The following is a 23,642-nucleotide window of genomic DNA, read 5'->3' as shown; positions in this document are numbered from 1 at the left end:
TCTTACTTTCAGTTTTAATTATGCTTACTTTTGCTGCTGGTGGTTGAAGTAGTCAGTCATTAGTTATTAATGTTCACTGTTCACTGATAACTGATGACTGAATTAATAGAAAATTGATGTTTACGACGGGCTGCGACGCTCAAATACTCGCTAACGCTTCGCTATCGGTGACACTGTATCAAAGGAACGTGAAAAATGAAGGTGGCATTTCTGGGAACTGGACTGATGGGACTACCAATGGCTCAAAGATTGTTAGCCGCAGATATACAGCTAGTTGCCTACAACCGCACCCCAGAAAAATTAGCACCACTACAAGCAGCTGGCGCTGAAGTGGTGACACACCCCCGCCATGCCATTAGTGGGGCTGACTGCATCATTCTCATGCTTACTAATGCCCCAGCAATTTATCATGTCTTGCTTTCCGATACTGCTTGGCGCACTCTAGAAGGGCGTACTATCATCCAAATGGGAACAATTACGCCCACAGAAAGCCAAGAAATCAGAGATGCAGTGGTTGCAGGTGGTGGTGAATATTTAGAAGCGCCTGTACTAGGAAGCATCCCAGAGGCACAAGCTGGCAAACTGATGGTAATGGTTGGTGCTGAGCCAGAACAATATCAAAGCCACTTGAAATTACTGCAACATTTCGGAGCAGAACCTTTACTTATAGGGCCAGTGGGAACTGCGGCGGCGCTCAAATTAGCGCTAAATCAACTAATAGCTTCCTTAACAACTAGCTTTGCTTTAAGTCTCGCTTTCGTTCAGCGTCAAGGTGTCGATGTGGATGTGTTTATGCAGATATTGCGCGACAGTTCACTTTATGCGCCTACATTTGACAAAAAGCTGCAACGGATGTTGGCTGGTGATTATGCCAATCCTAATTTTCCGACAAAACATTTGCTAAAAGATACAGAGTTGTTTATCTCGGAAGCAAAATCACGTGGATTGGATCTCAGCAGTATTAAAGGTGTCCGACAAATCTTGCAAACAGCAGTGAAAATGTCATTTGCTGATGCTGATTACTCATCACTATTTTCTATTATTAAGGAATGGGGAGAATCGAGTGAGGAATAAGGTTTGTTCTGCCCTATTTTTTGGAATCTTTAAGTAAAGTATAAAAATTGATTAAGTTTAACGTAGATTGTGGAAAAATCTGTGGAAAACTTTAGGGTTTTCGGGAAAAACTTCATTAAGTATAATTACCCTGTGGAAAACATCGGGGGTTTTTCCACAAGTTTTCCACAGATAGTCATTTATTTAACTATCTGTTAAACAGACTTGTGGCAAGTTTTCCACAAATTCCACAGTTACTACTATGTAAATAGAAAATATCATTTTAGTAGTAGTTCAGTAGGCAGTAAAAATACTGCTGGTAAACTGGACTGTCAACACTCGCGTATAAACAACAAGGGTGCTAGGATATCCTTCACTAGCTGAATCTGACTATGAAATTAGTTTGCGCCCAAAGCGATCTCAGTACAAACCTCTCACTCGTCAGCCGTGCTGTACCGTCACGACCTACTCATCCGGTACTTGCCAATGTGCTGCTTCAAGCAGATGCTCAAACTAACCAGGTAAGCTTAACAGCCTTTGATCTCAGCTTGGGTATCCGCACCAGCTTTAACGCTGAGGTATGGCAAAGTGGAGCGATCGCACTCCCTGCTAAATTGCTTGTAGACATCACCTCTCGTCTTCCAGAAGGAGAAATCACTCTAGACGATGAATCAGCCCTCACAGGTGCAACAGGTGGTGAAGGTTTAATTGTCACACTCACACCCAAGAGTGGGCATTATCAAGTGCGAGCAATGGGGGCTGAAGAATTTCCTGAACTACCTGTAATTGAAAATACTGAAGCATTACATATCCCTGCTGCTGCATTAATTGAGGGATTGCGGGGTTCATTATTTTCTACGAGTGCAGATGAGACAAAACAAGTACTTACTGGAGTCCATTTAACAGTTAAACAAGATACTCTGGAATTTGCTGCTACTGATGGACATCGCTTAGCAGTAGTAGAAACTACTAACGAGCGTCCTATAGACGGAAATACTCAACTAGAAGTCACAGTACCAGCTAGAGCATTACGTGAACTACAACGGATGCTAGCTCACATCTCCTCAACAGATGAGCCTATAGCTTTACATTTCGATCAAGGTCAAGTTGTGTTTTCATGGCAAAATCAACGCTTGACTAGTCGCACATTGGAAGGGCAATATCCTGCTTATCGGCAACTAATTCCACGTCAATTTGAGCGAGAAGTGACTATTGAGCGGCGACAATTCATCAGCACTTTGGAGCGAATTGCTGTGCTAGCTGATCAGAAGAATAATATTGTCAAACTCAGCATTGATAGTGACGCTCAGGAAATTACTTTATCTTGTGAAGCTCAAGATGTGGGTAGTGGTAGAGAGTCAATGCCGGCACAGATTTCTGGGGAGAATATAGAAATTGCTTTTAACATCAAGTATCTGATGGAAGGCTTGAAAGAGTTACCATCTTCCGAAATTCAAATGCATCTAAATCAAAGTCTGACTCCAGTGATTTTTACGCCACTGGGAGGGTTGAAAATGACCTATTTAGCTATGCCTGTACAAATAAGATCCTGACAATAACCTTTATAATGCACTGGTTTCATAGTGAATTCTTCATGTTTCCAGTTTGTAAATAGTTGAGGATTTGCTCGTTTTTTTCCCAAAAAGCGATCAAGTTTCTATCCATATCGTGGAACGCTGTAACCTTTGTTTCCAGGTGAGGTAGGAAATTGCTTTCCCACATCAAATACACTCCTTTTGCCTTTAATTCAGCGTTCGCAGCTTCGATATCATCCACGAAAAAAACCAGGTTACGTAAGCCAGTGATTTGTAGGTGGAAGGGCGGATCTTTCCACTCAAGCTCCAAGTTGATTGGTTCAGGATAGTGAATCAAGTCTATGTAAAGTCCGTTTTTCTCCATCAGGGCAAGTTCAATCCCTTCAATAGCAGACGTGCGGTATTTAAGATTGAAACCTAGTTTATCGGTGTACCAAGCGATCGCCTGGTTGAGGTTCATCACTGATAATGCCACATTAATTAGTTGTAAACTCTCAATACCTTTACTTTGCTGTTGCATCTGAGTCATTGCTTTTTCCTCATTTTTTCATGCTGGCAATGATCGAAAGACCTTCAAGACCCATGTCATACGGCACATTTTCGTTGATGAGCCGCTTCATTTTCTTGGTCATCATCATGCGGGTGTAGCGTCTAGTCATCGGTGCAATTTTTAGGAGTTGTTCAGCTAATTCGTGAGCACGTTCTAGCAATTTGTTAGACGGTAAAACTTCGTTTACCATACCGATACTCAACGCTTCTTGAGCCGAAATCTTTTGCATCGTTAGTAGGAAATAATGCCCACGGATGCGTCCTAAAACCTCTGGATAAATTACTTGAACTCCATCGGCTGGAACAACACCGCCACCAACTGGCAAATGCTGACTGTCCTGAAAATAAGCTGTTTCAGATGCCAAAATGATATCAGCCAGTAACGCGTATTCTCCATGAATCGGGGCTGAGCCATTCACGGCGGCAATCATGGGTACGCTAATATTACAAAGATTATCTAAGATTTCACGGGTCTCAGTTAGGATGTTGTACCAGCCTTCCGGCTTAGTAATATCGCCTACTGTCTCAAAATCAATCTTGGTAATCCAATTCTCACCTGCTCCTGTGAGAATGACGATTTCGTTTTCTTGATCGTGGGCAATTTCTCCAAACGCTTCTGGAAATTCACGATGAGACTTGCCAGTCATGATATGCGACTCACCATTGGTGTGCATCGTAACTGTCAAGATGCCGGAGTCAGTACGCTCCATGCGGAGATTTTCATATCTGTCTTTGTAAGTATCAAAACTAGCCATGAGTATCGCTGCTTTGTAATTGTAGTTGGAGTAAGCACTAGACGCTTTTCGTTATTTACTTCAACTGTAGGAGGACTCAGGCAGTGCGGTCTTGGACGCTATTGCTAATATATAGGAAATTCTTGCTGTTCTGCTGAACGACCTTGGGAGAGACACCCACAATGCGCTTGAAATGACGATTTAGGTGACTCTGGTCGTAAAAACCGACCCGGGTGGCAATGTCGGCGATCGCCATTTCACCTTGTTGCAGCAGTTCCTTAGCACGCTCAACTCGACAGCGAATTTGATACTGGTGTGGAGCTAAACCCATAGACTGCTTAAACAGTCGAGTAAAGTGATATACGCTCAGATTTATCTCAAAAGCAATTTCATTCAAACTTAAATCTTGATCTAAGTGATCTTGAATGTATTCAACCACTCGCTTTAACTTAGATTTAGACAGACCACTCGAATTGTGTCGAACTACTGGCTTAACAGTGCAATAACTTCTAATCAGGTGAACCGTTAACGCATTTGCTAAAGATTCGCCATAAAATCGATTCCCTAATTGCTCAGATTCCAATTCTGCTAATAACAACTGCCCAATTTGCTGAATTCTAGGGTCAGGAGTTGCGAAACTATTAAGAATTTCAATTTGAGCCGAGTTTCCTTCAAATACCTCTGTTACAACCTTGTTAATAAACTCAGGCTCAAGCAACAAATGCAAAACGTCAACTTCGCTATCCCAAATCCACTCAGTTGGTTGACCTGCTGGAGTTAGGATCAGATTGCCTGGCTGAACCTGTTTCTCAAAAATATGTCCATCAAATCTTTGTATGAGGTGATAAGGCTTCCCACAATTTAGGGTAATAAGATGTTGTGCCAATCGCGGCGCAATCAATTCATTAGCAATGTGGTGGTAATATTCAACCAGAATGCCACTCCAAGCTCTTGATTGACTTGAGAGTGCAGGTGCATCAGGAAGCTTGTCAAAAATGGCATCCATAAGTTAGAAACTATGCTCAGCAATCGCTAATGTTGATGAGTTATTGATCACTCATAATCATAAACTCTTGTGGACAATGAAAATTATCGCTTCAAAAATTTTAGTTTTGAGAGGTTTTCATCCCACATTGTGAGATCTATGAATGGAGTCCATTGCAAAAGTACTTTTTGCAAAGAGATTTTGTTACACATAATCTTATAACTTGAAACTAAACAATAACAGTAGTTTGTTTCATCGGAATTTCAATCCAAAATTCTGTGCCTAACCCTGGTTGTGAATCACATTTAAAGACACCACCATGTTTCTCAACGATAATCTGATAACTAATTGATAACCCCAAGCCAGTACCTTTTCCCACTGGCTTAGTAGTGAAAAATGGGTCACAGATTCTTGTCCTAACAGTTTCGGGTATTCCTAAACCATTATCCGCAATGCGAATTACCACGCTCTTAACATTGCCTTCCATCTCTTTAATCGCAGTACGGATGATGATTTGACTACTGTGAGGTTCTGATTTAGATTCTTTAACATCTTCTAAGGCATCGATCGCATTGCTCAAAACATTCATAAATACCTGATTGAGTGGCCCAGCATAGCACTCTACCAAGGGCAAGTCACCGTACTCTTTGACTAACTCAATAGCTGGACTTTCCGGTTTTGCTCTCAAGCGATGCTGCAAAATCAGCAAGGTGCTATCAATACCTTCATGAATATCAACTGGCTTCATTTCAGCCTGGTCAAGGCGCGAGAAATTCCGCAAACCCAAGACAATTTGACGAATGCGCTCAACCCCAATCTTCATAGAAGATAAGGTTTTGGGTAAATCCTCTGTGGCAAATTCTAAGTCGATCTCGAATGCGCGATCGCGAATTTCGGGGCTGGGGTTAGGGCAGTGCTGTTGATAAAGCTCCAGTATACTAAGTAAATCTTCTGCGTATTCACTAACGTGGTTGATGTTGCCATAAATGAAGTTGACGGGGTTGTTTATTTCGTGAGCAACACCAGCGACCAGTTGACCTAGTGAAGACATTTTCTCACTCTGGATGAGTTGGGTTTGAGTTTGTTGTAAATCATGCAAAGCTTGAGCTAGCTTTTCTGTCTGCTCTTTGGTCTGATTAAGTAATTGGGTTTGTTGGAGTGCAACCCCAAGCTGATTGGCAATCTGAGCGATAAACTGGACTTCCGAGGCTTCCCAGTGACGGGGTGCAGAGTTTTGGTATGCTGCTAATAAGCCCCATAGCTGTTGCCCAATAAAAATTGGCGCGATCGCATACGCTTTTGTTTGAAATTGCTCCAAAACCTTAATGTGACAGTCAGCATGACCAGCTTTATAAATGTCATCAACTGCAAAGGTTTGATTGTGGCGATATCGTCCACCTTGAGTTTCTTGTAAATAGCTATCTTTCCAATCGGTCTTGATATCAGAACTGACTAACTTAACCCAGCCATTAACTGCAAACTCAGCAATATATTCACCACTCCAATCAGGCCCGAAGCGATAGACTGCAACTCGATCAGCTTGCAGTGATTTACAGACTTCTTGAGTGGTTGTCTGAAAAATTGCATCTAAATCAAGTGATTCCCGTATTTTAGCAACTACTTCAAATAAGACTCGCTGTTGTTCTGCTGCCTCATGCAAATCAGCTGCTTGCTGTCGTGTCTGAACGAGTAAGTCAGCTTGCTCTAGTGCTACACTTAACTGAGCTGCGACTTGGGTAGCAAATTGAATTTCTGAAGTTTGCCATTCGCGGGGCTGGTTACATTGTTGAATACACAACAAACCCCAAAGCTCATTACTTTTAGCTAGTGGTAAAACTAAATTAGCTTGAACCTGAAGTTGCTCCAGCATTTGAACGTAACAAGGGTTCAGTCCAGAGTTATGAATATCAGCGATCGCCTGAATGCGTCCCTGACGATACAGAACCTCATACTTCTTCTTAAAACAGTTATCTTGAATTTTTAAGGTTAAAGCAGAAGTAAACTCTGGCAGAACATTTTCTGAAACAATTTCACCTTCATCAAATTCAGAACTAGGGTCAAAGTGGTATACTACCACTCGATCAGCATTCAGAGAGCAACGCACTTCACGTACAGTTGCAGCAAAAACTGTCTCCAAGTCAAGAGATTCCCGAATTTTCGCAACAACTTCAAACAATACCTGTTGCTGTTCTGCTGCTTGTCGCAAACTTAACGCCTGCTGTTGCGTTTGCGTGAGTAACTCCGCTTGCTGTAGTGCTACTCCAATTTGGGCAGCAATCTGACTCAGAAAATTAATCTCAATACCTTTCCATTGACGGGGCCCAGAGTGTTGATAAGTTGCAAGCAAACCCCAAAGTTTTTGTCCAACAAAGATTGGAGCCAGCACAAAAGCGTGAATTTGAAACTGCTCCAGATTGTCGATATGACAAGGATCAAACCCCATCTGATAAATGTTATCTACCGCAAATGTTTCATTGTTGCGGTAACGTCCTCCTTGGGTGTCTTGTAAGTAGGTGTCATTCCAAACTGTATTAATACCAAGTTTGTACTCATTTGACCAGTATGGACTAGCAGCCTCAAAATCACCGACAAATTCTCCACCCCAATCAGAAGTAAAGCGATATACAGAAACACGATCAGCTTTGATTAATTGACAAACTTCTTTAGTAGTTGTTTGAAAAATTGTATTAGTGTCAAGAGACTCACGAATCTTGGCAATAACTCCAAACACAGCTTGTTGTTGTTCAGCTGTCCGTTGCAGTTCAAATGTGCGTCTTTTAACTTGTTTTTCTAAATTCTCATTGAAGGCTTGTACCTGTTGGTATAGTTCATACTGCTGAATTGCTGAAGCAAAATGTTTGCCAAGTTCTCTAGCTAGTTCAATCTCTTCATCCGTCCATTTGCGTGCTTGAGCTTTTTTAGATTCCCGCCAAACTTCAAACGATTGACGGGGATAAAGTTGCCTTTGATCAAGGTCAAATTGACCCGCCCACAGAGTTTCTGTATCTATTTCGTTGCGAAAAATGCTTAAATAGCCCAGCAATTGCTGACGATACTGGAGCGGAATCATCAACATGCTGCGAATTTTAGTTAGTTGAAAACTAGTTTGTAAACTTCGCAAGCTGGGAGTTTGATATATGTCTGAAATTGCCCAAATGTCATATTTACCAGACTTGTAATGTTCCTGCCAGACGCTATACTGTTCTATCAATGGATAAATATTTTGTTCTGACATTATAGGCTGTTGTCCAGAAGTATAAAGTTTGGCACAATTATTTCCTGGGATCAAACATTCTGCTAAACTCTGAACGCTGCCATTTTGGAAATTCAAGGCTTCATTTCTAATGCAAAGCCTGCCACCAATACCATCAAAAGCAGCTACAGCCGCTTCTAGAGCTGGTTGTAATATAATCGTGGGTAGTGAATGCAGTAGGGTAGCAATGCGGTTAATGATAGCTTCCCGTTCAGCTTTCTGGCGAGCTTGGGTCAAGAGGGTACTTTGGGCGATCGCTACTGACAATTGATCAACTACCATCTGTACCGCTTCTAATTCATATTCTGAAATAAACCGAGTTTCAGAGTTATGAGATACCAGCAGCCCCCAGAGTTCATTTTGATCAAGAATAGGCGCTACTATAGTGGACTTTACCCCCATAGCTGTCAAATATTCAATATGACAAGAATCTACAGGGCGGTAACGTATCTCCTCTAATATAGTTTCTCCATTTTCCAAGTCACGCAGGTGACTTTGACCAATCTCCCCAGTATCCACATTCACAACAGAACGTACCCGTGACTTGATAAACATTTCACGCACGTGGAGGGGAATGTCATCAACTGGAAAATTTAGCCCTAGCAGCGACGGTAATCGATTATTGTAAATTGACTCAGCAATGACTTGACCACTACCGTCAGCATGAAACTTGTAAATCATCACTCGATCAGTTCCAAGCAGCGATCGCACCTCAGCTGTTGTCACTGTAATAATCTCTTCCAACTCTAGGGTTCGGCGGATACGGTTTGTAATGCGGTTTAGTAAACTTTCTTCATAACGACTTACTTGTAAGTCTTTTTCATCGTTTAATGTCATTGTTTATAGTAAAATAAATTAACAATTTGCCAATAAACATAATTAAATCTAAAGACATTTTTAAATTTAATCAATCAACTTGTCTTCAGTAAAACTACTGGCAAGACACTATCAATTTATTTACTAAAAATTCATAACAACAGGAACTTGATTAGTAAATTACATCGGCTTATAGCAAATTAAATTTATTATTTACATTCAAATTATGCGTTAATATTGATTATATTTTAATTAATATGTTTACTACATTTTTACGTACAGTATAACTAAAGAATTGCTATAAAAATAAGATAACTTCGAGCAAGCAATTTAAAAAATTCTATAATATATACTTTAGGTCATCAGTAGACTTCTTATAAAAATCGGAAGAAGATCAAAATAAACCACAGATAAACATCGGTAAACACAGCAAAAAGTTTACGCATCCGGGTAAGAGGAGCGCAAAATTTTTCAAAGTGCTTGTCAGTGGTTCGACTTATGCAAGAGGCTACATAAGCGACGTTCACAAGGAACAATGAAAATGATATTGGAACGATTTGCATTGTTTTAGCGTTTATTTTTACGGCAGGTCTAGTGTTAAAAATATACAATCCGAATTATTGAAAGCAAAGAGTACAGACATAATATTCTTTACGTCTGTACAAGCTAAAATAAAAACTTTTTGCTTTTTAGTGCTGGCTTTTTGTCTAGATCTTACCGTTTAAGCAAAATTAAACTCTTACATTGTCGCTAAAGCGAATTTTCAGATAGTCTTCTTCCATCTTTGCTCCTGATGGTTGGAGTGCTGCTAAGGCTTGCGGTAATACTAAGTTACGCCGATGGTTGCCAATAGTAATGTTTAATTCATCTCCAGTTTTATTCAGTTGAATTTGATCTTTAGGAATACCAGGTAAATAAAGTTCCAAGCTGTATTGGTTTTGCTCTTGCACGACTCTAATAGTCGTTTCTTTGTAATAAACCTGAGTCGGATCTTCATCCTTATACAGAGTTTCCTTTAGCCGTTCTAATGCTGGCAATCCACATAATTCCTCAGAGAAAAGCGGAACTTCCTTTACAGGCAAAGGGTGAAAATTATCATGAATTTCCTGACGGTATTGTTGTTGATTCTCTTTCCAACGTTGGAAAAATGGGTCTTGTACTTCGCTAGGAATGATGCGATTAGCTACTACTAAATCTGTGGCAACGTTGTACAAACTTAGATAGGCATGAGCACGGAGAGATTCTTTAATCACCATCTTTTCTGGATTCGTGATCAGACGCACTGAGGTTTGAGTATTGTCTGTTAATACTTTTTCCAGAGCTTCAATTTGTTCATAAAACTCGTAAGGTGCATCCATCACCTCTTTGTCTGGGAGGGAAAAACCAGCGATTGGTCTAAAAAGAGGTTCGACAAGAGGTCTAAGTGCTACCGAAATGTTTTGAAATGGTTTGTAAAAACGACGCATATACCAGCCACCGATTTCCGGTAAACTTAGTAGTCGCAATGCTGTACCAGTAGGGGCTGAGTCAATAATCAAGACATCAAACTCGCCTTCATCGTAATGACGTTTCATCCTTACCAAGCCAAAAATTTCATCCATGCCTGGTAAAATTGCCAATTCTTCCGCCTGCACCCCTTCTAAACCTCTTGCCTGCAAAACTTGGGTAATATAACGCTTCACAGAACCCCAGTTTCCCTCTAGTTCTAGCAACGCATCCAATTCCGCACCCCACAATTTTGGGCGAATCTCTCGCGGCGCATGGCCCAGTTCCAGATCAAAACTGTCTGCCAAAGAGTGAGCGGGGTCTGTACTCAAAACTAGTGTGCGATAACCTAGTTCCGCGCAACGGAGGCCAGTCGCAGCAGCAACGGAGGTTTTCCCCACGCCGCCTTTGCCAGTCATCAAAATTACACGCATGGATGATTCTGTCCTGACTAAGAATTTTTTACATTTATTTACATTTACATTATCGACTGTTTAAGGAAAAGAAATGCTGTTTTACCACGTCGAAGCGCGAACAATTCCAATAATCAATATGAGAAACAATCAAACCAGCAGAATTAAGACTTAATTCACTCCAGCCAGGGATAGAGATTCGTGGTTTCCAAGGGAGGGGAGTATTCCAGCTGAGTGTCCAATCAGTTTTAATTGTGTCTCCATCTTTTTTAATATCGTGTAAGTCCATTTTGGGATTTAAAAAAAAAGTCTCAATGAATTTAATCATCCATTTGTAACGTTTAACACCATGAAATTTATTCAGCGGGTCTTGGAAATAAACGTCTTGAGCGTAAATATTGTAAGTTTGATTAACTGGAAATCTTTGATAGTCTTGTTTGAGGATTTCAATGATATCCATAATGAATAACTTATTTTCAAATTGATGTAAATTCTGTAAACAAATTCTTTAAGCTCATCCCACTCCTAAAAGGTGATGGGATTTCGTGTTGACTGTTAACCGTCAAACGTCAACTGTCAACGGCGTTGGGGCGTCTTTCATCACCTAGCGACAAGGAATAGGTTTTCCCGATGCCTTTTTGTAGACAGAGTAGGATATAAATTTATATTATGAATTAAAATCAACCTTCATTCCATAAGCGTTCTAACTGACGCCGCCAAGCACCTAACACTTCTGCTTGGGCCTCTGGGGTTTGCTCTATTTCACCCAGTAAACCTTCTGCGTAAAAGCGTTCTAGGTTTTGCATAGTAGCTTGAAGAGATTGTCCTTGCTGTTTTGCTGCTTGGACAATTTGCCGAATGCGGCTTTCAACAAGTTGATTAAAGACGTTATTTAATCCAGTCTGATGCAAAGACACAAGTCTGTTAATTGCGTTGAATAAATCTGCACTTACCAAAGTTTCACTGTTGTGATGAAATACTCCCCAAACTACCCCTTCATACAAAGCGTAGCGTACTTCCTGAGTGTCATCAAAGTTAGCTTCTAGTAACTGTGCTAAAAAAGGTTGGGCTTCTTGTGCGGGTACAATAGGTAGTAAAACTCGCAGCCAAGTATTATCTTCGGAAAGCAGTACCAACAGCCGAAAATTAGGAGTGTCTACTTGCCATGAGCCTGGTGCGATCGCAGCAATAGCTTCTGTGCTAAATAATTCTGTTAAGGTAGCCGCAATTTCTTCATGTGTCATAGTTTTTTCTTGGCTCTAGCCTCTAGCGTACTGCTCTGAGGTTCATCGGGTGCATCAGTTTATCCATTAGATAAAACCTGATTGCACTTAATCCTTTAATTATTGTGTTTTTTTATAAATCAAAAAAACTGACCCAATTGGCCCAGAGTTTTCTACATATATTTTCTGATTGTAATACAATCCTGGAGACATACCTCCATCAAATAATATCCCCTCTTGAATCTTACCTAAACAGTTATTGCTGGCAATTCCTTCCAAGACTTCGTCAAATATATCTGGTAGTAATTCTTGATTAACTTGAGAGATTTCAATAGCTGAATTAGCTTTTGCGTCATTCACCAACAGAATTACATACCCTTGATTGGTGATAGCTGCCATAGAGCGATTAGTCGCATTTTTACAAGCAAATTCTCCTAAGTCTTGACAAATATCTTTAAACTTACCTTGACGGTAGAATCTGCCATTACCTCCCACCAAATTATAATTAAGAATATTATTTTTTCTTCTGCCAGCCTGGATGGTAGCTTGTCGCTGCTTGGGTGTACCTCCTGATATACCAAAAGAAGAACGCTTATTTTTAAAAGCTCCCGAATACTCAATGCCACGAGAAATATTTAAGCCTTGTGGTCGATCATCAGTACCTATATAGTCAGCATTAATTGCAGCAATGGGTAGTTGTCTGTTTAATTTTGCATTTCCATCAGCTATGAGTTCGCGAAATTGCTTTTGTATATATTCTTGACGCAGTTTTCCCCTAGAATCCTTAGCATATATTTGATGAGAGAGACCAACATTAACTTTGAAATCTAATTTATCTGATTTGGGATTAAAAATAATTACATGGTTGATGCCTCTTTCATATTTTTCACCTCGATTATTGGTTTTGAAAAATTCAATACTGAATTTGCTATCTTTACCAAAACAAGTTTTAGATGCTTTGGGTATTGAATTTGCTGCAATCTCTGTACAACCTGAGAATAAGCTTACTGCAATGATCGAGATAAGTAATAGAATTATTTTTTTTGTAGACATGTAATGTAAAACCCGCTATAGGATAACTATAGCGGGGAAAGTTTAAAATTTCAGCTTTGAGTTCATCTAAGAACTAATTAAGGGAGCCATTCTAGAACAGCTTCTTCTTTGGTGTTGGTATTCCGGGATGGTGTCTCACGATTAAACTTCATGTGAATTGATCGGGTTTGTTCACCATCAGCAGCCACAGCCAAAATTGGATAGTCAATTAAACCATCCTGGAAGGACATCTGGAAGCGGAATGTACCATCTGGATTCAGCTTAATTGGACGACCACCAATCGTTACGGTAGCATCGGGTTCAGTTGCACCATAGACAATCAGTTCAGCATCAGCAATTAACCAGAACTGGCGTGGACGTACTGGTACAGCGGAAGCTGAGAAGCCAACACCCGACATTCCTACGCCAGACATGGTTAAACCAGACACGGTAGGAACTGCCCACATACCCACACCAGATGGGAAAACGTAGGAACTGATAGCTTGTTCGGGACGCGCAGAACTTGGTACTTGCTGCATGGAACCGAAGATAGAACCAGCAACTCGTTGGGCTTCGGCGGACTCAGCCAAGCCAAAGATTTGGTCGTATAAGGGGTTACTATTGTCATTGCCATAGGCATTGGCATTGCCATTCACAGTCGCTATCTTCTTGGCAGGGGGAACTAGTTCGTACTGAGTCTGTCCACGCAAATCCTCTTCAAAGTTCACAGTGATAAAGACATCCTCAATCCAATCGGAAGGATAGACGGGAGGAATGTGTACTTTTGTAGAACGGGCTAATACTAACCAGCGACCATCGGCAGCACGGTAGCCAACATCAATTACATAATCGCGATCGCTCACTGGAACTGGCAGATACCATTCTCTTGCTAGTTCATCAGCAGGATATTCTTGAATGCTGTGAGGGCTTTGGTACTCGATATTGATGTCGGTGACATCATAAATCCGCAGTGCCAGTTGTTGTCCTCCTTGGCGGCGCAGCTCCTCTTTATGTTCATTAGGAACATCCCAGTAAGTGTAAGCCCACTGAGGATCTCGTGGTAAAAGTACAATGCGGCTATCACCGTAACCTGCTGGCAGATCCGCAATTCCTTCGTCAACATCAGCGAGGGAACCACCAGTACGATCTTCCTGACCTAATTCAAATTTTGCTGCTTCCACGGTTTCCTGTGCCTCCAGTGAGCGAGATGGGGTAAGCGAAGTTTTGCTGCGCTGGACTTCTTGAATTGATGCCAGCAGTTGCGATTTCCGCATTCGGCTATAGCGAGAGATGCTATATTCGCTGGCAACTCTGCGTAGTTGCCGTAATGTCATTTCTTCTAACGGTGGGCGTTCTTTTGCCATTTGTTTGGCCTCCAGTAGTTTAAGCGGTAAATGATTTCCCCTGGTTAAAGAATGCTGTATAAAATGTCATCCACTCCAGATGAATTTCTTATTCCTGACTCCTGGTTTTGCCCAGTTTTTAAGTTTTTTAGTCTGTTTTTAAATTGAGAGTGACTCACTTTCAATTCCTATTTATGCCATAGTCAGCATTTCTTTGGGATCGGAGGAGTTGTTTCTATAAGTATATATAACCAGTAACCTTCTGTTGGGATCAAGGGGTCTCAAGACGTTTTTTTGCTTGTTTCACGAATTTATCAGTCCTTTCGGGATCAAAATGTCATGTAATCATAACATTACAGCCATAGAAGCTGTTGAGTCCTCAGATATATGTCAAGCTTTCATAACATTATTGAGAGTTTCTAGGCATGGAGAAGAATTACAATGCCCCATGATGGCAGTTGTGAGGCATGGCGATCGCAATTAGCCAATTAGCTTAGTAAGGTTTTTTTATTACTGTAATGATGTTCGTCTACGGAAAGTCGGAGGATCGGTTGCCAAACATCAGAACTTTCTCAGACAGTGGTTAGATTTTTGTAAAAGGTTTATTTAAGAAAATACGATTCAATTTCTTGTTCTATTTGATTACTGATAATCTCAGTCCCCATACCAGGTTTATCCAAGTTAACTCTAATAAAATTTGTCTTGTCTGCCTCTGTAAATTTTTTATTGTTATCAGAATCTTTAAGAAATTTAAGAAAAATTGCGTTTTGGCTAGGAATAACAACCCAATTGATAATTTGGGTGTTATTTGGAGTAATCTGCTGGAGATTCTTACCTGATAAATCAGAAAGATAGCCAATAACGGCATCTTCATTATTTAGTTTGTTGTCTGCATTTGTATCTTGGTCTAGGATTTTATACAACCAAAATCTAGTGGGTGGTCTGCCTGTTGTTTTTACTTCCAATAAATCGAAGGAAGTTATGATTGCTTTTTTATTTAATAGAAGATGAGTTTCAGTATTTTGTTTATGATAAAATATAATATTAGAAAAATTGCTATTTCTTCCAGAGTAACCTGAAGAGTTTAAATAATTATCCCTTTCTTTATTTATATCTTTTCGACTAACTGGAATCATCAAATAATCTGATTGTTCTTTAATAATTAATTCGCCATAGACAATATTTGGTTGTGATTTAGATTTTTCAGTGGTCTTTGCTGGCTCTGTTTTTGTGCTAACAGTTGGTTCACAGGCAAAAGAAAGGCTAGCTATGATAGTGGCTGTAGTAATATTCTTGAAAAAGCTATAAATTTTCATTTAACTCTCCCACCAGGAAATGTTGCTGTCCTATTGTATTCCCTGCTGGAAAATTACCCGCGAATAAATAATTTTATTAGTTTGATAATAAAAAACACCCTAAAAATCCAAAAACCTAGTCAGGATTGACCAGGTTTTCTCGGATTTAGGATTTTCAAGTGATTAAACTTTGTAAGCAATCGAGAGTTAACAACTAAGGTGGACATAAAACTAACAAATCCAGCATTCTTGCGTTTTTCCGCTTTGGGATTTGGCTTTGCCTTTGAAATCAGGCTTTTGGCCACTTACATATTATTGATATGCTGAGATTTGCTTGGGTTACTGACAGGAGACACCAGGTCATTTACCCATTTAGTTTGGTTTTTCCTTATTTGGTGTCCTACTATTTAAGTTATCACTTAGTTATTGAGTTGCAACCCTGAGTTTACTAAAGTTGATGTTTTGTTGGATTTTGCAATATAGATGTTAGCTACTGTGCAAAACCACAAGTCAATTTACCAATTCCACATGATTGGACTATCATCAAAATGGTCTGTAACGATGCGTCCAATGGCATCAATTTCTGTCAGTTCAGCAGCAGAAAGTTTAACCTCAGCAGCTAGTGCGTTTGCTGCTGCTTGTTCGGGATAACGAGCTCCAGCGATGGCGTTGCCAACACCTTTGGTGAACGCATTTGTTTGGGGTTGGGCAATTAACCACGCTAAAGCCAACTGTGCCAAGGTACAATTATGACGGTCAGCTATGGGACGCAGTTTTTCTAAAGCTTGTTGGGCACGTTCAAAGTTTTCGCCTTGAAATAGCTTATTCTTCGCACGGTTGTCTGCTGGGTCAAATTTGTGACCAGGCTTAAATTTACCTGTCAACAATCCCTGTGCTAAAGGCGAATAAGCCAGGATAGAAATATTGTTTTCTACACAATAAGGCACTGCATCCTTTTCTATCTGTCTCCAAAACAAAGAATAGGGTGGTTGTAAACTATCAATACGTCCATACTTTGAGGCTTCTGCCAATTGAACGCGAGAAAAATTGGAAACACCGATTGCTCGAATTTTACCTTGCTCTTTGAGTGAAGTCAGAGCGTTCATAGTTTCCTCAATTGGCACTATTTCACTACTGAAAGCACCGGATGGCCAATGAATTTGATAAAGGTCGATGTAATCGGTTTTGAGGTTTGTTAGGGAACGCTCACAAGCTTCAATTACTTGATCATGCTTTAGATGGTTAGCGAAAACTTTTGTGGCATATTCTACGCGATCGCGCACATCAGATAGAGCTTCGGCTACAATGCGCTCAGAATGCCCTTCACCATAAACTTCAGCAGTATCAATTGTGGTGATCCCAGCCTCAAATGCTGCTCGGATAGTTTTAATTGAGTCAGCATCCTCAATTCCCACCCACATTTTTTTACCAGCTTGCCAAGTTCCCATCAGAATGGGTGTGATTTGCACATCCGATTTACCTAGCGATCGCTTTTCCATGCTTAAATTCTGAGTTGATAATTCCTTCTTCATCTTACGCAGCTGAAGTAGACAGCTGTAAATGAAGACACTACCTCAGCTATGGTTCTACAGTCACGGGTGTTCCTAAATCCACCTGATGGAATAATTCCTGAATATCCTGGTTGTACATCCGAATACAACCATGTGAGACAGCTTTGCCCACTGAATCAGGATTAGGAGTACCATGAAAGCCAACCCAATTGTTACCGTCTGTCCAAAATCCAATCCAGTAGTTACCAAGAGGGTTTGCAGCATGTCCTCCAGGTATGGCTTTTTCGGTGAAAGGGTTTATCCAAGCAGGTTTTTTCAACATATTAAGTACTTGAAAATTGCCTATTGGAGTTTCCCAACCTTGGCGTCCTACTGCTATTGGATAACTTTTAATTTGGGTTTTTCCTCGATAGAGAGTTACTTGGCGATCGCTAAGACTTATCTTGAGATGAAGAGGTAAATTATTTGAATTATTAACAACTAAATTTTGGGATGAAGTGTGAGAAGTAACTGATAGCTCAGAAGCTAATGGTATCGCTGGAGCAGAGTTTAATACAAATGTACAAGTTAAAATAACTAATTTGAATGATTGCTTTAACATTTGGATATGGCTGTATTTCAGTGGTAGAAACATTTGTGAGTTTCTCCTCATCGATATTTCCTGAGTTAAAAGCTAAAAGACTTTTAAATTGATAAGCAATTTACTGTAAGCACAACTCTTGTTTACTTCTGAATACAATTAACGATGTAAATCAGAAGTTTACAACTTGCATGTAGGCATTTATTTTAAAATTTAACTTTGTTAATTTCTCATTTCGTCTGTCTATAGTATAGTTAATTTCAATAATTGGTAATTTTTAATACAGCAATTATTTAGAAGAAATTTATTTTTTAAACTACTTACATATTTTTAAATCAAATTGCTATAGTAGGAATTTAATCATTTTGGTTTTGATTAAAGAATAGAGAATTAGCAGAATTGTTTCTAGATATAATTAAACTAAGAATATTGCTAATTTCTTATCATTAAGTAGCAATAGTGTGGGCAATGCTCAACACACCAGGTGTTAACCTATGATTAAAACACTGCTAAGTGAATACCTATGCAAGCAACCACTATCCACGCTCTCAAAGAATGGGCAGTTGCCATAAATGCCCTAGAAAGTGGCAAAACAATTATGTTGCTCCGTAAAGGTGGTATCCATGAACGGAGTGGACGTTTCCAAGTTGCTCATGAGCAGATTTTGCTTTACCCTACTTATGAACATCAACAAGCTTTCATGCTCAAAGCTGAGTATGCCAATCATGTCTATCCAGTAACATCAGGTTGGCATCCAGAAACAATTCGCATCGGCAGTTGGGCTGAAATTACTGATATTTTGCCAGTAAGTAACGAGTCTATTGTTGACGCCTTACTCCCTTTCCATATTTGGAACGAGCATTTTATTAGCGATCGCCTCAAATGGAAACCACGTCAACCTCTATATATTCTCCTCCTGCGGACTTACAAACTACCCCAAGAGCAAGAAATTCCTTATCGCTCGGAGTACGGTGGCTGCAAATCGTGGATTGATTTAGAGCAATCGATTCAGATAGAAGATGCAAAACCTGTTTTGTCTGACTTTGCATACACCCAGTTAGTAGAGACAATTCGCGGGATTGTCGGCGACAAGTTGTATGCTCCATCCCTCTAACGCCAAGTGCAGATTTTGGATTTGACGCAACTGCATAAATAACTTCTAAAATCTGCACTAATGTAACCAGAACAACAAATAGTTTGATTGCAAACCTCAGCTTAAATAGTAGTTGTTGATACATACAATTGCAAAAAGCGCGGATAACATTAGAGGAATCTTGACCTAGGGTAAAGGTAAAGGCTGTTTATCTTTGTGTCCTACTATCAACTGCCCTTATGGGGTTGAAATGTTAAGTAATTATCCTTGATTAGATAGTGCTTAATCTTGCTTACCTAACCCGTTAGGTAAAAAAGTCCCCCACAAGGGTGAGGTTAGCCTTGACAAAAGTCTGCCATTATGCTTTATCAGAGAAAAGCAAAGGAGTTTGCAATGCATCGACAAATGTGCTGGTTATCTAAGTTTGGCAGCGATGGAGAGAAAATCTTGCATTTGCAGATAGCACCCAATCAACCTTGGCGTCCCTACACAGCTTTTGGGCAATTTGCAGTACCAGATTATCAAATACCAGGCGGTTCTAAAGGCTGGGCAACTTACCAAAAACTTCTCAAAGCTGGCTGGACATTAGTACATAGCGCACGGGCAAATGAATTTGGTAGCAGTTTCGCAGAGTCAACAATTCAAAATCAGTAGTTAGGAGTTAAGGGTCAAGAGTCAAGGGTCAAGAGTCAAGAGTCAAGGGTCAAGAGTTATTATTCTCCCTCTGCTCCTCCGCCCCTCTGCTCCCCCTGCTCTCACTCCCCCACTCCCCCTCACCACCCTCTAGGGGAGCCTTCACCACGGGGATCGGCCGCTCCTTCTAAAGTTCCATCCTTTGTGACGGCGATCGCATTAGCATTACCCCAAGGAGTCGCTTCCTTGATATTGTGTCCTCGACGGCGTAAGTCTCGCAGAGTGAGAGCATCCAAACTCCAGGCTTCTGAGCGTAACTCATCTGGAAGCCATTGATGATGTATGCGTGGAACAGAAATCGCCGCACCGACATCCATGTTGTATTCCAGCACATTCAGGATAACTTGCAATACTTGGGTGATGATGGTGCTACCTCCAGGTGTACCCACTGCCATGCGGAGGCGTCCATTTTCTGTAACAATTGTGGGAGTCATGCTGGATAAAGGAGTTTTGCGAGGTGCAATGCTATTGGCATCGTTGCCAATCAAACCAAAAGCATTAGGCACTCCTGGCGCAGCTGCAAAATCATCCATCTCGTTGTTGAGAACAATCCCGGTTCCTGGTGTCACCACACCAGCACCAAACCCTAAGTTAATCGTGAAAGTCAAACTCACGGCATTACGTTGTTCGTCCACAACAGTAAGATGACTGGTTTGAGTGGATTCAGAAGATTTTGAATTGGGAATTGTATTGAGTCCTGGCTTGATCTCGGTTGAGGGTCGAGCCATCTTCATATTAATTTCTTGACGGCGTTTTTTGGCGTATGCTGGGCTGAGCAGTTCTTGTGAAGGAACTTTGACAAAATCTGGATCGCCTAAATATTGCGAGCGATCGCTATAAGCAATCTTCATCGCCTCTACCATCAAATGTAAAGCATCGGGATGATGCCAACCTAAAGATTTTAAATCAGTGTCACCAATAATATTTAATATCTGCAATAGGTGAATGCCTCCTGATGAAGGTGGTGGCATTGAGCAAATTTTAGCTTTGCGAAAATTTCCACACACGGGAGTCCGCCAAATTGGTTTGTAGGCTTTAAGGTCTTCTAGAGTAATTAAACCACCGTTTTTTACCATATCGGAAGCGATCGCCTGGGCAATATTTCCGGTGTAAAAACTTTGGGGATTCTGGGCAATTGCTGCTAATGTGCGTCCTAAATCACGCTGCACCAGCTTTTCTCTTGGTTGATACAGTTCGCCGTTACGAATGAAAATTTCCCGCGCCGCCGGATTGTCGAGAATTGCTTGCTTGCGGTTTTTGTACTCTGGGATCGAACGCCAAGTAACTTGAGGACTTAAAACAAAGCCATCTTTAGCAAGAGCGATCGCAGGTTTCACTACCTCTTGCCAAGACAGCTTACCATAGCGACGATGAACTTCATAAAGTCCGGCTACGGTTCCCGGTGTCGCCACCGCTAAATAACCGTTTACACTTACATTCGGACGCACCTTCCGTTGTGCATCCAAATACATATTTCTTGTAGCTTTGAGGGGTGCGCGTTCGCGGAAATCTAACGCTTTTATCTCCCCAGTTTTCTCTGAATGCATCAACAAAAAGCCGCCGCCGCCGATTCCCGCTGAAAAAGGTTCGACTACAGAAATAGCAAATGTTGTGGCTACGGCTGCATCAACTGCATTACCACCCTTGCGTAACATCAAAATTCCTGCTTCACTAGCTAAGGGATGAGCCGAAACCACCATTCCCTTTTTGGTGCGTAGGGGTAAAGTCAAGCCTGCTGATGCGACTTGACTGTAAAGGAGAACGCTAAAAGAAAAAAAAGCGATAGCCCCTTGTATGGAGTTAGTAACTAAGGCGATCGCAAATGGGTGTAAACGTTTAATTTGAGCGGATGTAAAATTTTTAGACAAGTCCAATTACCTTCAGCCAAACTTAACTCACTTAGTTAAACAATCGACAGCGCACCTAAATTACCGCTGTAACCAGTAATTTCAATGATGCTATCAGTTTTGGCGTCAAATCCATTAGTAGAATCATTAATAGCTAAGAACGTCCGCACATTACCATCTACTACATTTGTAGCCAGACCTAGACTAAACGTAGCCGCTTGATTTGCTACAAAAGCAGTTGTGTCCAATAAGTCCTGGATTCTAGCCTCGGTCAGGCTACTAATAGCACCAAATTGGCCAACATTTAAGGCATTCACGGCACGAGGTGCATCAATGATATCTACACCAATCTTCAGATCTTTAATCACATCAAAATTAGACAGCAACGAATCACTCAAAGACCCAAACACAAAGATATCACTACGATTACCGCCAGTTAGGATATCTCCACCAGCACCACCAATGAGTGTATCACTACCGTAACCACCATTAAGTTGGTCATTGCCGTCAAATCCTGATAGTTGATCATTACCTTTACCACCGAAGAGTTGATCATAGCCATCAAATCCCACTAAATCATCGTTACCGTCGCCACCATAAACTGTGTCATTGCCAGCTAACCCCAACAGTTCATCGTTCCCGTCGTTACCATAAATTGTGTCATTGCCAGCATCACCAATTAACTCATCGTCACCATTGCCACCGTTGAGGGTTAAATTCTGTACTGGATCATCATTAATGGTCTTGGATACGAGTTTACCCTTATCACCATAGATGTAACTGATACGCTGGTCAGTGACACCATCATTGTTGTCATCAATCTGCTCAGATATCAGCTTGCCGCTTGCATCATAGTTGTAGCTAGTAACTGAGACAAGAATACCATCTACAATTCCAGCATCAACAGTCTTAGTTGTCAGATTACCCAAGGCATTGTAGCTGTAAGTGGTGAGGGTGTCACTGAGTCCATCAATTCTACTGTCGAACTCCTCAGATATCAGCTTGCCACTGGCATCGTAGCTATATATAGTAAGTGCGTCAATGATGCCGTCATTACCTGCGTCAAAGTTCTTGGTTGCCAGTTTGTCGCTAGTATCGTAGCTGTAGGTAGTGACTGCATCAATTATCCCATCTTGATTGTTGTCAGTCTGCTCAGATATTAGCTTGCTGCTGGTGTTGTAATTGTAGGTAGTGACTGCATCAGGCTTACCATCACCGTCAGTGTCTTCAGTTGTAGTTATGCGATCGTAGATAGTGGTAACAATGTAGTCAATTTTGCCATCACCATTTTCGTCTCTACTGTCGGATGTGAGATTACCGTTAGCATCGTAAGTATAGGTGCTTACAAAGTCAAATTTGCCGTCACCATTATTGTCATAGCTTTCGGATAATCGGTTGCCGTTGGCATCGTAAGTATATTTAAATGCAGAATCAGCTATAAAGGAACCATCTCCGTCATAGCTTCTGGATATCAGGTTGCCATTGGCATCATAAGTATAGGTGTTTACAGACTCAAATTTACCGTCGCCATTGTTGTCAGAGATTTCTGATGTGACATTGCCGTTAGCATCGTAGGTAGTAGTATAGGAGGTATAGTCAGCTTTGCCGTCACCATCATCGTCTGGCCCAGAGCTTACAGATGTGCGGTTGCCTTCTGCATCATAGGTGTAGGTTGTAACACTTTTAGAAATAGCAAAGGAGTCAAGTGGAACATCTTCACTGCTTTGATATATCAAATTACCGTCAGCATCATAACTATAACTAGAGACGGTCTCAGCTGTGAAGCTGCCATTGTCTACATCGACTGTGGAGTTGATAGATGTTAGATTACCTTCGGGATCATAGTTATAGGTAGACACAGTTACTTGGAAGCCATATCTGTAAGTTTCTTCGGTTCTTACAGTTGCCAGTCTGCCGTTACCATCGTAGGTATAGATGAAAGCATAAAACACACCGTCAAAAAAGGAGTTAGATGTTAGACTACCGTTAGCATCGTAGGTATAGGTAATAGGGGAAAAAAGAGAGTTAGAGCCATTGAGTAGTCGACTGTTAGCATCGTAAGTATAGTCAGTTACGAATGGCACTAAGAAAAGCTCTAAGCTATGCTCCATAATGATTACAGGCATTTATGCGATTAATGAGTCAAGGAGTAGCAGCGATCGCGATTTTTTGTAGGTGTCGTGAATATAGGTGCTGTGAAAT

19 protein-coding genes are annotated in these 23,642 nt (G+C 40.8%); 5 read left to right on the top strand and 14 right to left on the bottom strand.

What is annotated here, in order from left to right:
- Positions 1-195 precede the first annotated feature (195 nt).
- Positions 196-1,074, top strand: coding sequence for an NAD(P)-dependent oxidoreductase (locus FNW02_RS18650; RefSeq protein ID WP_191759005.1), 879 nt, complete (start codon positions 196-198; stop codon positions 1,072-1,074).
- Positions 1,075-1,445: 371 nt separating this feature from the next.
- A complete protein-coding gene (gene dnaN / locus FNW02_RS18645) occupies positions 1,446-2,606 on the top strand; it encodes a DNA polymerase III subunit beta (protein WP_191759004.1) in 1,161 nt (386 codons plus the stop codon).
- 25 nt (positions 2,607-2,631) lie between these two features.
- Here dnaN and FNW02_RS18640 read toward each other — a convergent pair whose 3' ends face one another.
- The 9 genes from FNW02_RS18640 to FNW02_RS18600 form a co-directional block, all read right to left on the bottom strand.
- Positions 2,632-3,117, bottom strand: coding sequence for a VOC family protein (locus FNW02_RS18640; protein WP_191759003.1), 486 nt, complete (start codon positions 3,115-3,117; stop codon positions 2,632-2,634).
- A gap of 10 nt (positions 3,118-3,127) precedes the next feature.
- Complete coding sequence (locus tag FNW02_RS18635) at positions 3,128-3,892, bottom strand: enoyl-CoA hydratase/isomerase family protein (RefSeq protein WP_191759002.1); 765 nt, start codon at positions 3,890-3,892, stop codon at positions 3,128-3,130.
- A 76-nt stretch (positions 3,893-3,968) separates the two neighbouring features.
- A complete protein-coding gene (locus tag FNW02_RS18630; protein WP_191759001.1) occupies positions 3,969-4,877 on the bottom strand; it encodes a helix-turn-helix domain-containing protein in 909 nt (302 codons plus the stop codon).
- Positions 4,878-5,085: 208 nt separating this feature from the next.
- Entirely contained in the window at positions 5,086-8,946 is a 3,861-nt protein-coding gene (locus FNW02_RS18625) for a GAF domain-containing protein (protein WP_191759000.1), read from the bottom strand.
- A 710-nt stretch (positions 8,947-9,656) separates the two neighbouring features.
- Positions 9,657-10,844, bottom strand: a complete 1,188-nt coding sequence (locus FNW02_RS18620) for a TRC40/GET3/ArsA family transport-energizing ATPase (protein ID WP_191758999.1) — start codon at positions 10,842-10,844, stop codon at positions 9,657-9,659.
- Positions 10,845-10,893: 49 nt separating this feature from the next.
- Positions 10,894-11,283 carry a DUF2358 domain-containing protein gene (locus tag FNW02_RS18615; protein ID WP_191758998.1) on the bottom strand — a complete coding sequence of 130 codons (390 nt, stop codon included), beginning with the start codon at positions 11,281-11,283 and terminating at the stop codon, positions 10,894-10,896.
- A 220-nt stretch (positions 11,284-11,503) separates the two neighbouring features.
- On the bottom strand, positions 11,504-12,067 hold the full coding sequence (locus FNW02_RS18610; RefSeq protein WP_191758997.1) for a hypothetical protein: 564 nt from the start codon (positions 12,065-12,067) through the stop codon (positions 11,504-11,506).
- Positions 12,068-12,166: 99 nt separating this feature from the next.
- Positions 12,167-13,099 carry a phosphodiester glycosidase family protein gene (locus FNW02_RS18605; protein WP_191758996.1) on the bottom strand — a complete coding sequence of 311 codons (933 nt, stop codon included), beginning with the start codon at positions 13,097-13,099 and terminating at the stop codon, positions 12,167-12,169.
- Positions 13,100-13,176: 77 nt separating this feature from the next.
- A complete protein-coding gene (locus FNW02_RS18600) occupies positions 13,177-14,442 on the bottom strand; it encodes a DUF4912 domain-containing protein (RefSeq protein WP_191758995.1) in 1,266 nt (421 codons plus the stop codon).
- Positions 14,443-14,755: 313 nt separating this feature from the next.
- Between FNW02_RS18600 and FNW02_RS18595 the strand changes: the two genes are divergently transcribed.
- Positions 14,756-14,905 carry a hypothetical protein gene (locus tag FNW02_RS18595; RefSeq protein ID WP_191758994.1) on the top strand — a complete coding sequence of 50 codons (150 nt, stop codon included), beginning with the start codon at positions 14,756-14,758 and terminating at the stop codon, positions 14,903-14,905.
- A gap of 118 nt (positions 14,906-15,023) precedes the next feature.
- Here the strand turns inward: FNW02_RS18595 and FNW02_RS18590 are convergent, their stop codons facing one another.
- The 3 genes from FNW02_RS18590 to FNW02_RS18580 all read right to left on the bottom strand — a co-directional run bounded on the left by FNW02_RS18590 (position 15,024) and on the right by FNW02_RS18580 (position 17,861).
- Positions 15,024-15,737 (bottom strand): hypothetical protein, encoded by a 714-nt coding sequence (locus tag FNW02_RS18590; RefSeq protein ID WP_191758993.1) that lies wholly within the window; start codon positions 15,735-15,737, stop codon positions 15,024-15,026.
- A 494-nt stretch (positions 15,738-16,231) separates the two neighbouring features.
- Complete coding sequence (locus tag FNW02_RS18585) at positions 16,232-17,215, bottom strand: aldo/keto reductase (protein WP_191759083.1); 984 nt, start codon at positions 17,213-17,215, stop codon at positions 16,232-16,234.
- 79 nt (positions 17,216-17,294) lie between these two features.
- The gene (locus tag FNW02_RS18580; protein WP_225225755.1) at positions 17,295-17,861 is read right to left on the bottom strand and encodes a L,D-transpeptidase; all 567 of its coding nucleotides are present in this window, start codon (positions 17,859-17,861) and stop codon (positions 17,295-17,297) included.
- A 469-nt stretch (positions 17,862-18,330) separates the two neighbouring features.
- On the opposite strand from FNW02_RS18580, the gene FNW02_RS18575 reads away from it, so the two are divergent.
- Positions 18,331-18,921, top strand: coding sequence for a DUF1802 family protein (locus FNW02_RS18575; protein WP_191758992.1), 591 nt, complete (start codon positions 18,331-18,333; stop codon positions 18,919-18,921).
- A 372-nt stretch (positions 18,922-19,293) separates the two neighbouring features.
- Positions 19,294-19,554, top strand: a complete 261-nt coding sequence (locus FNW02_RS18570) for a hypothetical protein (RefSeq protein ID WP_191758991.1) — start codon at positions 19,294-19,296, stop codon at positions 19,552-19,554.
- A 119-nt stretch (positions 19,555-19,673) separates the two neighbouring features.
- On the opposite strand, the gene ggt is transcribed toward FNW02_RS18570, so the two are convergent.
- On the bottom strand, positions 19,674-21,293 hold the full coding sequence (gene ggt, locus FNW02_RS18565; RefSeq protein WP_225225762.1) for a gamma-glutamyltransferase: 1,620 nt from the start codon (positions 21,291-21,293) through the stop codon (positions 19,674-19,676).
- Between the two features lie 203 nt (positions 21,294-21,496).
- A complete protein-coding gene (locus FNW02_RS18560) occupies positions 21,497-23,566 on the bottom strand; it encodes a bluetail domain-containing putative surface protein (protein ID WP_191758990.1) in 2,070 nt (689 codons plus the stop codon).
- Positions 23,567-23,642: the final 76 nt, after the last annotated feature.

This window comes from Komarekiella delphini-convector SJRDD-AB1 (assembly GCF_014831675.1).
Taxonomy (GTDB): domain Bacteria; phylum Cyanobacteriota; class Cyanobacteriia; order Cyanobacteriales; family Nostocaceae; genus Komarekiella.
This window is presented reverse-complemented; position numbering and strand designations above follow the sequence as displayed.

Excerpts from the sequence above, each read along its gene's own strand:
- FNW02_RS18650 (WP_191759005.1), top strand. The coding sequence starts at position 196 with ATGAAGGTGGCATTTCTGGGAACTGGACTGATGGGACTACCAATGGCT.
- dnaN (WP_191759004.1), top strand. The coding sequence starts at position 1,446 with ATGAAATTAGTTTGCGCCCAAAGCGATCTCAGTACAAACCTCTCACTC.
- FNW02_RS18640 (WP_191759003.1), bottom strand. The coding sequence starts at position 3,117 with ATGACTCAGATGCAACAGCAAAGTAAAGGTATTGAGAGTTTACAACTA.
- FNW02_RS18635 (WP_191759002.1), bottom strand. The coding sequence starts at position 3,892 with ATGGCTAGTTTTGATACTTACAAAGACAGATATGAAAATCTCCGCATG.
- FNW02_RS18630 (WP_191759001.1), bottom strand. The coding sequence starts at position 4,877 with ATGGATGCCATTTTTGACAAGCTTCCTGATGCACCTGCACTCTCAAGT.
- FNW02_RS18625 (WP_191759000.1), bottom strand. The coding sequence starts at position 8,946 with ATGACATTAAACGATGAAAAAGACTTACAAGTAAGTCGTTATGAAGAA.
- FNW02_RS18620 (WP_191758999.1), bottom strand. The coding sequence starts at position 10,844 with ATGCGTGTAATTTTGATGACTGGCAAAGGCGGCGTGGGGAAAACCTCC.
- FNW02_RS18615 (WP_191758998.1), bottom strand. The coding sequence starts at position 11,283 with ATGGATATCATTGAAATCCTCAAACAAGACTATCAAAGATTTCCAGTT.
- FNW02_RS18610 (WP_191758997.1), bottom strand. The coding sequence starts at position 12,067 with ATGACACATGAAGAAATTGCGGCTACCTTAACAGAATTATTTAGCACA.
- FNW02_RS18605 (WP_191758996.1), bottom strand. The coding sequence starts at position 13,099 with ATGTCTACAAAAAAAATAATTCTATTACTTATCTCGATCATTGCAGTA.
- FNW02_RS18600 (WP_191758995.1), bottom strand. The coding sequence starts at position 14,442 with ATGGCAAAAGAACGCCCACCGTTAGAAGAAATGACATTACGGCAACTA.
- FNW02_RS18595 (WP_191758994.1), top strand. The coding sequence starts at position 14,756 with ATGTCATGTAATCATAACATTACAGCCATAGAAGCTGTTGAGTCCTCA.
- FNW02_RS18590 (WP_191758993.1), bottom strand. The coding sequence starts at position 15,737 with ATGAAAATTTATAGCTTTTTCAAGAATATTACTACAGCCACTATCATA.
- FNW02_RS18585 (WP_191759083.1), bottom strand. The coding sequence starts at position 17,215 with ATGGAAAAGCGATCGCTAGGTAAATCGGATGTGCAAATCACACCCATT.
- FNW02_RS18580 (WP_225225755.1), bottom strand. The coding sequence starts at position 17,861 with ATGTTTCTACCACTGAAATACAGCCATATCCAAATGTTAAAGCAATCA.
- FNW02_RS18575 (WP_191758992.1), top strand. The coding sequence starts at position 18,331 with ATGCAAGCAACCACTATCCACGCTCTCAAAGAATGGGCAGTTGCCATA.
- FNW02_RS18570 (WP_191758991.1), top strand. The coding sequence starts at position 19,294 with ATGCATCGACAAATGTGCTGGTTATCTAAGTTTGGCAGCGATGGAGAG.
- ggt (WP_225225762.1), bottom strand. The coding sequence starts at position 21,293 with ATGGTGGTTTCGGCTCATCCCTTAGCTAGTGAAGCAGGAATTTTGATG.
- FNW02_RS18560 (WP_191758990.1), bottom strand. The coding sequence starts at position 23,566 with ATGCCTGTAATCATTATGGAGCATAGCTTAGAGCTTTTCTTAGTGCCA.